Annotated in this window: 6 protein-coding genes; all 6 read left to right on the top strand. The window is 57.7% G+C overall.

What is annotated here, in order from left to right; all coding sequences use genetic code 11:
* Positions 1-695: 695 nt before the first annotated feature.
* The 6 genes from QTL94_RS22095 to QTL94_RS22070 all read left to right on the top strand — a co-directional run bounded on the left by QTL94_RS22095 (position 696) and on the right by QTL94_RS22070 (position 13,540).
* Positions 696-2,132 (top strand): HsdM family class I SAM-dependent methyltransferase, encoded by a 1,437-nt coding sequence (locus tag QTL94_RS22095; RefSeq protein ID WP_289803106.1) that lies wholly within the window; start codon positions 696-698, stop codon positions 2,130-2,132.
* Positions 2,132-4,888 carry a hypothetical protein gene (locus QTL94_RS22090; RefSeq protein WP_289803105.1) on the top strand — a complete coding sequence of 919 codons (2,757 nt, stop codon included), beginning with the start codon at positions 2,132-2,134 and terminating at the stop codon, positions 4,886-4,888. The genes QTL94_RS22095 and QTL94_RS22090 overlap by 1 nt, the downstream gene beginning before the upstream one ends.
* Positions 4,885-9,219, top strand: a complete 4,335-nt coding sequence (locus QTL94_RS22085; RefSeq protein ID WP_289803104.1) for a DEAD/DEAH box helicase — start codon at positions 4,885-4,887, stop codon at positions 9,217-9,219. The genes QTL94_RS22090 and QTL94_RS22085 overlap by 4 nt, the downstream gene beginning before the upstream one ends.
* Position 9,220: 1 nt before the next feature.
* Positions 9,221-11,443, top strand: coding sequence for a DUF8724 domain-containing protein (locus tag QTL94_RS22080; RefSeq protein WP_289803103.1), 2,223 nt, complete (start codon positions 9,221-9,223; stop codon positions 11,441-11,443).
* 475 nt (positions 11,444-11,918) lie between these two features.
* On the top strand, positions 11,919-12,449 hold the full coding sequence (locus QTL94_RS22075; RefSeq protein ID WP_289803102.1) for an ImmA/IrrE family metallo-endopeptidase: 531 nt from the start codon (positions 11,919-11,921) through the stop codon (positions 12,447-12,449).
* Positions 12,446-13,540 carry a hypothetical protein gene (locus QTL94_RS22070; RefSeq protein ID WP_289803101.1) on the top strand — a complete coding sequence of 365 codons (1,095 nt, stop codon included), beginning with the start codon at positions 12,446-12,448 and terminating at the stop codon, positions 13,538-13,540. Before QTL94_RS22075 ends, QTL94_RS22070 begins: the two co-directional genes overlap by 4 nt.
* The last annotated feature ends 139 nt before the right edge of the window (positions 13,541-13,679 follow it).

The raw sequence follows: 13,679 nt of genomic DNA, 5'->3' as shown, positions 1-13,679 counted from the left end.
TCGGCATGCTCGGCCATGGGCAGGCGGCGCTTCGTCATAAATGGAGTGAATCATGATTTGCAGAAAACAGGAATCCCTCCTGCCACCGGATTTGCTCCAGTTACCCTAGCGCCTAGCGCCTAGCGCGGACCTGCGCACCGTCACCGAAGCCGCCCGCCGCCACGGCGATCACTCGTCTCGACGAACGCATAGCTTGGTCGACCGACTGGGCCACGGATTTCGGATGACAGAAAGGCGGTGCGATCCTTCGTGTAGTACACCCAATAAATCCGACCCCTAAGTCATATTCCTAGCACGAAGTAACTTAACTTCACCTAGCACGAAGTTGAATGTCAGAACCTGTTAAAACCAATTCACCGCAATGTAGGCCACAAACACAGGTTTGACTTTGACATCTCCAGAAAAACGAAAATACTACTTTGGGGTGCGGGATTCGCGCAAACGGAGCAAGTTCCGCGGAGTTGTGGCTGTCGCCTTAAACAGCGCCGGCGTCGACTCTGGGATATATGAAATGCGAGGCTGGGGATTTGACGGCGAGGGAACAATCAGCGTTGCCGATGCTTACGGTGGCGAAAGCTGCTGCGCGCGCGCTCCTAAAGGAGCTACCAGGCCATAGTGATATCGACAACGTCTGCATCGATCTGAATCCTTTTAAACTTAAAGAAGTCGCAAGCTTCAGAGCCAGGCTGGCTGCCTTGTCGCCTCATGACCGCAACTACTGGCGCGGTACGCTCTACACGCTGATGATGTCGCCTGCGGATCGCCGAGCGCAGGCCGCTTATTTCACGCCGCCGTATCTAGCGAACGCCGTCATCGATATGGCATCGGACCATGGATTCGATATCCGAAAGCACGACGTCCTGGATCCTGCCGCCGGAGGAGCCGCGTTTCTCTCTCTGATTGCGGACAGAATGCACCGGGCGGGCGTTCCGAAGAAAGACATCGCCAATCGTTTGAACGGCATCGAGATCGACAAACGCCTCGCGCGAATGTCGGAATTTCTGATTGCCGAACAGCTTGAAGGCTTCCGGAGCCGCCTGATCGTCAGGGTTGGAGACAGCATCCACGCAAAGACAGACGAATCCTACGATCTGGTGATTGCCAACCCTCCGTACGGGCGCATGAGGCCGGACGAACTGGCGGAAGAGACTTGGGGGAAGGTCGCCTATGGCAACCACATCAACAAGTACGCCGTCTTCACCGAGCTTTGCCTGCGCGTGGTGAAGACGGGCGGTCTCGTCGCACTCGTCATTCCATCCAGCTTCCGAGGCGGCCCGCTGTATGACCGCATGAGATCTTATGTTGCAAGCCAGGGCCAGATCCTGGCGCTGGGAACGGTGACAAACAGGGACGACGTATTCGCCGACGTTGCTCAGGACGTCAGCGTCTTGCTGGTTAGGAGGGGCGCTCCGCACCGGACCAACGGTCGGGTGAAGTTTCCTGCAATAACGGGGGCGGGCGTCTCACACCCAGTCCCGGCTGGCCCGCTTCCCAAGGACATCTCATCGCCCTGGTTGGCAGGAACCGACGCGCGCAAGGACCGAGGCGGCGCGACCCTGTCGGACTATGGCGTCTCGGCGAAAGCGGGGTATTTCGTATGGAACCGCGAATGGGACAGAATCTGCGCTCCCGGGGATGACCTGGCGTACCCCTTGTTCTGGGCGAAAAACGTCAGAGCAAAGAGCCTCTGCCGTCCTTTGAACCGCAGCGGTGATGGCGTCGACTTCGTTCGCGTCCCTTCCGGCAGCACTGCGATCATCGATGGACCTGCAGCCATCGTGCAGCGCGTCACGAACAGCAGCCAGCCACGACGCATCGTCGCCGCGATGGTCGACCGGGATGCAATTGCCCCGTGGAAGGGCTTTGTCTCGGAAAACCATACGATCGTCCTTTCCGCGTCCGACACCAAGAATCTCGACCTTCTCGTGTCGCTTCTCAATACCAAGGCCGTGGATGAACGCTACCGGGCCGTTTCGGGAACCGCCACGGTCTCTGTGACGCTGCTCCGTGCGCTCGATCTCCCATCTCCACATGCGTTCCGAACTGCATTGGAGGAGACGGACGATATAGAGGAGGCCGCTGTTATTGCCTACCGAAACGGCAACGTTCAATCGTTTTCGGAGGCGTCGTGATGAGAGGCAACTTCCGAGGAGCCCCCCACGCATCGTTGTCCGACCGCCTGCGCCAGCGTGCAGAGAACGCGAAGCATAGAAGCGCACTGCTTGCCGCTCGTTCAATCGAGAAGGCGCCAGAACGCTTCGAGGGCGAAGATCCGGCCAATGAAAACTCCAAAGTTGCCGCCATCACCGATACGCGTCTTACCGCGCTTGCCGACGTACCGCTTCGGCCGATCGGCGAAGACCCTCAGCCACTCTCAGAGGTCTATACCGAGATCCTCCGAGCCGCGATCGAGGCGTCGGTGAAAGGCGAGCCGACCGTCCTTATGACCTGGCCGGAGCGAGGCATCTGCCTATCGGCTATCGCGTCGCTGCTTACCCTTGCGGACATTGCCGTGGCTCCTGAAACCATGATCGACAGGTACGGCGTAAAGGTGAAGTCATTTGAACGGCCCAAGGGCTTCAAGGCTCTGATCTATCCGTACGCGAGAACCACCCACGAGCAGGCCCGCGATATCCAGGTCGACCGGAAATACCTTCATCGCACCCATCTCGATCATCTGCACAGACACAGTGTCGAAAATGACGATGCCCGATCCCTCAAGGATTATCATCAGATACTAAGCCGCGTCTCAACCCTTTCCGGAAAGGGCCGGGACGGCACCATAAGCCCAGAGTTCGAGCACCCTACCCTGGACGAAATCTTGCCCCACGGTGGTTGCGACGGAATCGTCCACTCCAACGGCTCGCTTCTCTGGCGGACAGCGTCGAGAACCGATCTCAAGGAACACAATACCGTCAGCAAGCACGCGAATGACGGAAATCAAGCCGAGTACTTCCTCTATGGCCTCAAACGAGGAGAGGAACACGCGATGCGAAAGGTCCGCGGCACCCTAAACCTGATCCTCTTCGACCTCACTCGGACAGGAAGAGGCAGGCTCGGCGAGGATTGGGTCGATCGGGCCACCCGCATCTACAAGCTGATGCGGAAAGCATTTCCCGGCACAGGTTTCGTCGCCATCACCGAAGATCCCTGGACCTTCGACAAGGCACGGTTCGAAATCTTCAGTGAGATGAACGAGCTGCGTGGTCGCAAACCCCAGCCTGCGAAATCAAAGACGATCACGGCACTATCGTCGCTGGTTTTCAAACCTCGCGAGGAAGCAATCGCTTGGTCCGGGGTAGAGACTGTCCACGTCAAGGGCTTCAACGGGCCCGGCCGGAAGATTATAGATGACTTGCGTGCGGTGCGTCATCGCGTGAAGCGGGGAGGCGATCCCGTCGGGCTTGCCGCGATCAACGAGATCATCGCGAAGCTGCGTCGGACCTCGTGCCTTCCCGGCTCCTTTTCAGCCTTCAACCAGCATCTGTTCAACGAGCATGGCCAGGCCGTCGCGGCGGACGTGATAGAGAATTACCGCGTTGAACCACAAGTGCAGATGCTTCAGCAGCCTTCACAGCGAGCCTTCGTCGTCGGCGGGTCCGAGCTCGCCGCCTCGCTGCAGGAGGCCTCGACGGTGATGACGGCGTTCAATCGGGCAACACCGATGTCGACAGTGCTGGAGCACGCCGTCGGCAGGGTCATCAACTCGTCGTCCAAGACACTCTTCATGTTCCGGAAGCAGACCCTTGCCGAGTTTGCAGAGGACTATCTTTGCCGGGTCATCCCAAATTTGCGCGCCAAGCTCGACAACGAGATGATCGTCTTCTCTGGCCCCGGCGGCCTCACGGACATCGCTGGCCTTGTTCCGTCCGAACGAAACAGGTTCAAGAGGATCTTTGTCGTATCTCCACCTCGCGATGGGGTTCTCAGTTTCTTCGCGCGGACATGGTTGCCCGCCGAGGTCATCGTTCTCGCCGACGGAGACACACTCAAGTATTCGGCGCGCGACGCGTACCGATTGGCAGAGCAGATCCGGGAGCCGGAGATAGCGTCCAGACTTCGACTCTTCGCCGAGGCAGCCGAGAAGGACGTGGCTGGTCTTGGCATGGCGCCGATCAAGTTATCCGAGACGCCCGAGCTGCCGGAGGAAGTACATTTTCCGTCAGAGTCGGTCATCAACCTCGTCGGGGCGTACAGCAAATCCGACGGCGAATTGATTGAACTCACGATGGAGGGCGGTCAAACGATCATCGCACGCCCGGGTTCGGCACTCGTGCGCCTCGACACCTCGCGGTCGATCCAGACCTTCAGACGGATTGACGCAAAGGATGCCCGCGAGCGGGACAACATATGCGTTATTAGCTCCAGCTTCGTCGATCGCGCACGCCTCCTGTTGAGCATCCAGGCGAATGCATCCGAAGCTATCCGCGACTACCACGAGGAAGTGGCGGACCGCTTTGCAAGGCTCCGCGGCCTTCATGAAAGCGACAAGATCCGGACCCTCATCGACAAGATGGGCGATCCCAATCTTCAGATCGCAACGGTTCGTCGATGGGTTCACCTCGAGAAGCAGCTGCAGGCCCGGCTGGAGGATGTAGTCACCCAGGCCCCACGACAATCCGAGACTTTCACCAAGTTTACGTCCGCCCTGGGAATCCCCACCAATCTGGCGAACCGCTTCTGGCACTGGGGCGTCCGCGCCCAGCGCAGCTTCAGAATGAAGGCCGGAATGGAGTTCCACGACGCCTACCTCAACATCCTGACTGATCCAGACGCCTCCCTCGCTTTTGCCGGGGACGCCAAGCGTGCAGACGAAATCGCCCGGCTGATACGCCTCGCGGAAGAGTTCGTCTCGCCAGTCAGATCCAGCCGGAGATTCAAGCCATGATGAAGGCCAAGACGCCCGCCGAACTCGCTGGCATCGATGTGGAACTCAAGGAAGCTGTCTGCGACGCGCTGGTCAACATGATCACCCGAAGAGCAAGCGGGACCGATGAGGCGGGTCGGATCGTCTATGGAAAGAGTCCACGCCGAAGCGTCTTCTCCGGACAGCTTCTGCCGAGGATGTCGCGGGAAAATGAGGACGAAACGTCTGACATCAAGATTGCCGCGATCGGCATGGATTTCAATATCGAGGCAGAGAGTTCGTCTGAGCTCACCGTAGCCCCACGGTTTTCCGTCTATGTGCGCGTCCTTCCCACCTGGGAGGAGGTCTCCACCGAGCGGTTCGGTATCGCCATCGATTTCAAGCTGAGAAAGGACAAGAAGCAGGAGATCGACCACGAGATCCGCGAACGTCGCCAGGAACTCTATGCCCAAGAGAAACTGGATCGTTCGGACTGGAACGAGCTGTCGCAGGAGGAGAGGGAGGCACTTCACTCGCGCAGACGTGAGATCCGCGACAGCCTTCGCAACAGTGTATACGGGAAGCATGGCATCATTCTGGACAAAACGAGCCTCGACAAGTTCGGGAGCTCCGAGGGAGGCCAGACGGAAGATCAGGATGAGGCAGCTCCTGTCGATGGGACCGAAGATCCGGATGCCGCTCCATCCCCGGTCATTGGCAGGCTTGTAACTGGCGGTGCGCAGATCCCGGCAACCCTGCTATCGCCCGCGGCCATACCGCCCAAATGGAAGCGGATCGACCTGAAGTTGCCCACGTTTATCTGGTCTGCGGCGCTTTCCGGAAGCGCTCTGAAGGAACAGTTCGAACAGTTTTCGAATACCATGATCACGGAGGTGGTGGCGCAGCTTACAGAATGGCTCCGCGGAGAGGGCGCGGGCGTTGCCTGGCGGGACCAAACAGTCTCGCCAGGCAACGCGGCCAGCGAAACCGATTGGAATAACTTCATCGCCGAACTGCTAAAGGTGCCCGCCGATACGAAGATACTCCCCGATCTTAGAGCAGTGGCGCTTCGTGCCGAGCGACAGCTAGATTTCGTCGATCCGTCGCGCGCATCTATCCGTGTCACACTCGACAACGGGTGCGCGGAGCTCTCCAAGGTCGAGGCCCGGTACAAGTGCAATGCAATATTCGGGACGAGCGTCGCGCTGAATATGGTCAGAGGTGATCACAGGCCAGTTCAGCTCGACCGCGTAGAGCCTTCATATAGATTTCGCGATTTCATGACCTATCCGGCGATCGGTTTGAATTGCGGCGTCGAAAGCCAGGAGATCGAGGAGGGACGGTTGGAGCTCTCGACCACGTGGTCGCCGCGTTTCAATCAGCCCCGTATTGTTCCGCGTCGGATCGACCGTGTCGAATATCGGTTCCGGCCGCTGGCCGACGGTTACGACGTCTCCGACCTTCTCGTTCTCGCCGACGAGTATCGCAAGTGGATCGATCAAGAGGAACGGGATCTCGCACCGGAAATCGCACGAGGGCTTTCGTTCGAGGACGCTGCACGAGAACGAGAACGCTTTGCAACCGACCTCGCCGGGCAGCGATTGGAGGCACGCCATATCGAACAAGGCGTACGACTCCTGATTTCCGCCCGCGAGGCTGCGCTCGCAGCTAGGCAAGCGACGGGAACAGAGGCGGACAGGCTTCGGCGGAGAGCGGCGCCGTGGCAAGCGTGGCTGATGATGAACGAGTCCTTTGCGCGACGTGATCGCAAGGACCCTGAAAGAGGCTGGCGCCTATTTCAGCTCGCCTTCATCCTGGCCCACATCCCCACTTTCGCATCCCGGATGGAGGAATATGCCGACGCCTTCGACGTCGAACGAGATGAATTGGCAGCAAGCCTACTTTACTTTCCTACGGGCGGCGGCAAGTCCGAGGCGTTCTACGGAGCGCTGGTATTCGCCATCTTCCTCGACAGACTACGGGGCAAGGACCGCGGCATAACCGCGATGATCCGCTATCCGCTCCGACTTCTTACTCTCCAGCAGGCGCAACGTCTCCTGCGGCTCATTGTGTGGAGCGAAGTGGTTCGCAAGGAAATGAACGTCGGAAACTGGCCGATAGAGATCGGCTTCTGGGTCGGGTCGTCGAACACGCCAAATCGCTTTAGCCAAATGAAGGCAGGCTTGCCGGTTCTGGCCGACTATCCGGACGATCAGGAAATCGGCTACGGCCGGAGCAGGGAGGCCAAGCGGTACCAAGAAGTCCAGGCTTCCTACAACAAGGTCCCGACCTGCCCATGCTGCGATCAACCAACCGGGCTGCGGAAGTTCAAGGCGTCCGGCGGAAAGGCCGAGTTCGCCGCTATCATCTGCTTCAATGCGAAATGCGAGTGGAACAAGGCCCATCAGGGCTTAAGTCCGCTTCCATTTCTTCTCACCGACGACACCATATATCAGCGTGCTCCCGCGATTGTTCTCGGCACCGTCGATAAGCTCGCAATGCTTGGCCAGAGCACGTCGACCATTACAGAAATCCTTGGAATGTTCGGGCTTGCCCGGTGGATTGGTCCGGACGGGCATCTTTCCAGCCCCTTCGATATGGAGACGCTGCAGAACGGTCCAGCGGCCGTCGGCTTTCGTGGCGTCACTCCAGCCTACGAGCACGGCAGCAAGGTATTCGTCGACCCGTTCCCATCGCTCGTAATCCAGGACGAAGCACACCTTCTCGAAGAAAGCCTGGGCACGTTCAGCGGTCTATTCGACACCCTGCTCGACCACACTTTCACAACGATTGACAAGATGGCCGGGGAGAAACTGGCTGTAAGCAGATACAGGGATGCTTCCAACAAGCTCGTTCCGCGTCTTCCGAAGATTGTGGCGGCAACCGCCACCATCAGCGATCCCGATCGGCAGCTCCGGACACTTTACCAGCGAAAGCCACTGCGGTACCCGTACCCCGGGCCTGACATCTATCGCTCATTCTTCGCAGAGCCGGATCGAGCCCCGCCAATAAATGCCGAACGTGTGGCTCTATCGAGGGAGCTGCCGAGCCACCTCGCTCCGGAGGCGACGGCGCCGTGGATGCGTCTCTACGTCTCCCTGATGACGAACGACGCCACCCATACCGTGACCACGGTGGGAGTTCTCAGCTCGTTCCACACCGTCATCTCCCATCTCTGGAGAGATCTGCTCGATTCCGCCCGAACTCAGGCCGCCATCATCGAACTCGCCGCATCGGTATCTCCCGGAAATCCGGGCGCCTGGAGACGTGCCGCCATCGAGCGCGCTATGAGCGAGGGACGCGAAGACGAAATCATGGCCCTCGTAGACCTCCATCGCATTGCGCTCGCCTACGTGACCAACAAGAAGGGAGGCGACCAGGTCATCGACGCACTGCACTCGGCCGTAGCGCAGAAGCACGCGGTTGCGGGAATTCCTCAGACCAAGTTCCGCAGCAGCCTGATCTCCGGCGGCATCGACATGCAGGAAATCCAGAGCGTCATGAAGGACGCCGAGACGTCATTCGCTCAAACCGGATATCCAGAGATCGGCGAGACGCTCAGGAATATCGTCGCCACCTCGGCTATCAGCCATGGCGTCGATGTGGACAGATTCAACAGCATGCTCTTTGCGGGGCTGCCTTCCGACATCGCAGAATACATCCAGGCATCAAGCCGTGTCGGCCGAACCCATGTCGGGTTCGTCATGCTGCTTCCCACCCCGCAAAGCCGCCGTGACCGGTATGTAATCGAGACACACGACATCTTCCATCGATTCCTGGAGCGAATGATCGCCCGGCCCGCTGTGGAGCGGTGGTCGGACGCTGCGATCGACCGGGTCCGTGCCTCATACTTCCAGACTTGGGCGATGCTCGGGGACGCCAGCACCTTTCTCAACTTGCCGGACAATCGGAAGTCGGAATTCGTCACCCGGGACTCGACGACGATGCTCAGCCGACTGGCCGCCAAGGATACACTGGGCTTTGCCAACGACATCGGCTCCTTCATGCTCGCCTCGATGGGGTTCGCCGGAAAAGGCCCCGATGCGCTCGGCGAGCCCATTGCCGGGGAGTACTACCGAAGCCGCACCGACGCCGCTTCCCAGAACCTCAGCAGAGCGATGAAGGATCTGAACTACGAGGCCAGGTTGCGGCGCTACTGGGAAGAGCAGGATTCGACCCTCAAGAAGCCGATGACCTCCCTTCGCGACGTGGACGAGGCAGGCCTGATCGTCGCCGCGGACTTCGACCGCAACGCCTCAGGAAACACACGCATCATGGATGCCGCCGACATCGCCGCCGTCATGAGAGCAATCAGGCGGCAGCGCGGGGATGCCGCGGAAACAGACGGCGAAATCGAGAGATTGGAGGGTTGAGATGAGCGATGGAGCGAAGACGCTAGATATGGAGCGCGGCCGCAAGCGCTATCCATCTGCCGAAGAGACCGAAGCCGCCAAGAAGGCGGCTCCGCCAATCATGCAGCGCTCGCGGGCGCAAATCGCTACTTCCTACGCTCCCGGTGTCCTGATGACGTGGGAAGGGGGGCGGGGTATCTGCAAGTCGGTGCCGATCAAGATGCCGTTCGCGCAACGTCTGCCCAGAAACGTGAGCGACACCATCTTCGAGGGCGTCCGCGAATTCGCGGAAAGCTGGAAGGAGAGGGCGAGGGAAGGGTGCCCGGATGCGCCGGACGAATTCATTCTCGACGACGCCTTCTACGACCTGGTCACCAAGGAAGTCAGGGTAAACCAGACCGATTTCGTTCTGAACCAGCCGAACGTCGTGGGCTACGTGCCCTATCCGCTATTGTTTCAGTGCGGGGATTGCGGGACCGTCCGAGAATACAAGAGCGTTGCCGAACTGGCTAATAGGAAGCTACCTGCTCGCTGCAAGGACCACGAATCCCGCTGGACACAGGTAGACGTCGTATATGCCCACTGGTACGGCACCATCGAGCCGCTGAGCCCCTACAACTATACCTTCGACGACCGCACGAGCACGACGCGGCAGATTATGCACTGCACCTGCGGATGGCAGCACTTCACTCTGAAAAACAGCGCTCCTGTGTTTTCAGAATGGAAGTATGTCTGCGAAGGATGTGGGACGCCGCGCGATCTCAAGAAGGCCGAACGACATGTCCTTCAGAAGCTCAAGACCGACAGTCTACAGCCTGGCGGCAAGTCCTTCGAGTGGATCGAAATCGACATGCTCCCGGTATCGTATCGCGCAAGCAGCGCCTTTTATCCCCAACGCGCAAGCTTTATCGAACTCCGGGAGACCAAGGTCGTCGAGCTGATGAGGACGACACATACGGAAGAGCTTCTGCAAAAGCTCGCCGAGATCCATTCCATACCGTATCAGGAGCCGTCCGATGCGGAGATCGAGTCCATTCTGGAGAAAGCTGGCAAGCAGGAAGATTGGGAGGAGTATACGTTTCTTCGAAATACGTACCAGAAGCGGGCGGAAGGAGCGCCCGATCGCGCCGATCTTGGCAACGCGATGCGAAAGCTCCGCGAAAGTTGGTTCGATGCAGGCCTGCTCGAGAGAGGAAGGCTGCAAAGCGAGGCGATTGAGTTCGCCGTCGGAATCCGCAAGGACTGGGCTCGGAAGTTCGACCCGATCAGATTGACAATCGAACACGCAGCCTTCGTGGAAGAGCACATCCAGGACGGGCAGACCGGGGTGCGGAAGACGGCGGTTGATGTCGTCAATCCCGATATCACACTCATGGAAAAAGTGGGCGTCGCAGAAGAATTGAAGCGCTATCAGGCCGACATCAAGGACCTTTTCGGAAAGACCGGTATCAGCCAAATGTATCTGCTCCGGAGCCTGCCGATCTGCGAGTACAGTTTCGGTTACACCCGTGTATCGTCGACCCCAGTGTACCAGCGCGAGTCGAACAACCGAAAAGTCCCTATGCCCGTGCGCTTGGTGGCGTTCGATACGATGCGGGATGGTGACAGGCCGATTTATGTCACGCAGCAGAAGAACGAGGCGCTCTACATCAAGCTTGACGAGCAGCGCGTCCTGAAATGGCTCGAGAAAAACAATGTGGAAGGCCTCCCGTCCTCCGGATCGGACCTCGCAAGAGCGTATCTCGAATCCTATCAGGATTTCGGCCAGTTCCTCGACACGTACAAAGACAAGGAACGACAAGGCAGATCGCGCGAGCTCGCACCGTTCGTGTATATGCTCCTCCACTCGCTATCCCACCAGCTCATCCACTCGCTGGCGGATGCATCCGGCCTCGATCGCGATGGCATCGGCGAATACATATTCCCCGCCGATCTCGCATTCACGATCTACCGTAAGGGAATGACCCCGGACCTGGCCAACATCTCGGCCATGTGGCGAAACCATGCCATGGACTTCCTGCGCCGCTCGATCGATCCACGCATGTTGCGGTGCGGCTCAGGCAGTCTGTGTGATAGCCGTGGTGGCGCCTGCCCAGCCTGTATCATGATGAGCGAGGTTTCATGTAGCGCGTCGAACCTGTTGCTTTCCAGATCGATCCTGAAAGGCGGCCCGGCGCCTGAATGGGAGGCTCTTGGCTCAGCTGACATCGTAGGATACTTCGATCCAGAATTGGACCTCCTATAAGGAGTGGAAACAACTACCCCTTGATCCGCGTCGCCCGCAGTGCGGGCTGCCGAGGATAGACCTTGCGACTTCATCGAGTCGCCAGAGAAATCTGATGATCAGGCGACCACAAAAGTCCGATCGCGAGGGACCACCACGCACGAAATCAGCATAAAATATTATTGTAAATCAGAATGTTGTGCGAGGATATGGGGCATTGTGCGCAACATTTGCTGAGATTGGCCATACCTGATGTAAAAGCTTCGCAAAGCTGCCCGCGTCAAACGCCATCAGCATAAATAAATATCTGACAAACAATGATGAAAAAGTCAGCTTCCTGTGATTCGGCTTGGGATTCTTGAATGTCAATGTTGCGGTTGTAGAAAAATGGGAACTGACGCATTATGTTTCAGTCGGAAAGTCGCGAAGTGATTCGCCGCTATGAGTTTGCTCACTCGTCTGAATCCTCGCTCGACGAAGGCATAGGAACGCATCTGTGGTTGTCTACAAAGAGCCAGAACCGACCAGAGCATCGAAAGCGAATGTTTCTGCATTTGCTGAAAGTATTGCTCGGCACGTTGGCTATGAACCGGAAACCTCGATTGAAATCCTCGTGTCTAAACTGGGTGGCGGTATCGCATACCGCAATCCGGTTGGCGACAAGCCAGAATCAATCGTCGTTGAGCCTAGCGGTATGTTCAAAATATTCTTGCCCACGATGACGTCGATGGGCCGCGATAAATTCACGATCGCACACGAGCTCGGACACTATTTCCTGCATTTCCCGAAGATTCATGCTGTCGATCCAACAGCTGGTATGAAGGCATACCGTTGGGTGGAGGATGACAATCCCGATCTTCAGCGTTGCGAATGGGAAGCGAATTGGTTTGCCGCTGCTTTTGTAATGCCTACTGAAATATTCACTCGTCTGTTTCGCGAAGGTGGAAAGACAAAGGTTGTCTCAGTTCTGGGCGTGAGCCCTAAAGCCGCAGAAGTGCGCGCAGGAAGCTTGGGCTTACCAGCTTGAGCATACCCGGCTACCGAGTACGGCTCTTCCTCACGGTAGATCTTGTTGGGTCGACCGCTTACAAAGCATCGTTCCTTAATAATCGCACGGTGGGAAAAGATCCGCTTCCTGAATGGGTTACGCGGTTTCGGCAGTTCTACCAACAGTTTCCTGAAGCGCTCAGTGTTGCGTACCAGAAAACTGATAGCGGGCATATCGCAGGTGGGGAGGAAGCACGCGACCCTCCGCCGCAAGTCTGGAAGACAATCGGCGATGAGATAATATTCTGCTGCCGGCTTAATAGCGTTCAGCATCTCGCCTGTTGCGTCACAGCTTTTCTGCGCGCTCTAGAAGTCTATGGACAAAGTTTAGATACTGACGGAGTTCCGCTCGACGTTAAGGGTGCTGGCTGGCTCGCTGCGTTTCCTGCGGAGAACATAAGTATCGAAGTGTTCGATGGAAACGTTGCGGCAACCGGCAGAAACCAAGAGTACTTGACCGAGGATTTTGAGCGGGAAGCAGACCGGAAGCCACACAAGTTCGATTTCCTAGGTACTGGGATCGACGCAGGATTTCGAGTAGCGAAAAACGCTTCGGCGGATCGTTTCACGTCTTCAATTGGACTAGCTTACCTGTTGGCCGACGCAGCTCAAAGTAACATGTTTAGCGGGCAATTCAGCTACCACGGCCGACAACCAATGAAGGGCGTGAATAAGGACCATCCTTATCCAGTGGTGTCCATTGAAGCGGAACGAAACCCTGACAAGCGAAAACTGAGAGCACGGGAACGCCTTTTAACAAACGAAAACTACGTCGCTCCTGTGGCGCTGTTCGACTATCTTGACGACTATATGAAACACGAGGGGATCGATCATCCGGTTCTTCGTCCTACTTCCGCAGATCAGTATCCGTCGCCTCCGCCGACCTACAAAGCGTTCGAAGCAACTTGGCAGTTAAATGTTAAGGAGGCGAACCTTCGTGATCGCGCAGTCGACGAAGGGGAAGCGCCCGAAAACCAAACGGGCGACGAACTATCCGCCGAGGTCCTGAAATCTGCCGGGATGGAGCCCAAGAAAATACGCTTACGACCGGCCCGCAAGAAATTAAAATGAAACACTCCAAGCTAGCGTCGGCACTTGTCCTTGTTTGTTGATTTCCACTGAGAGCTGACCCGGCGCAGCCCGATATTTCCATCGAGAATTGACCCATGTTTCAACCGTCCCTCGCATATTTTCAGCGGGGGCTCTGGAG

The organism is Rhizobium sp. S96, from assembly GCF_030382195.1.
GTDB lineage: Bacteria > Pseudomonadota > Alphaproteobacteria > Rhizobiales > Rhizobiaceae > Rhizobium.
This window is presented reverse-complemented; position numbering and strand designations above follow the sequence as displayed.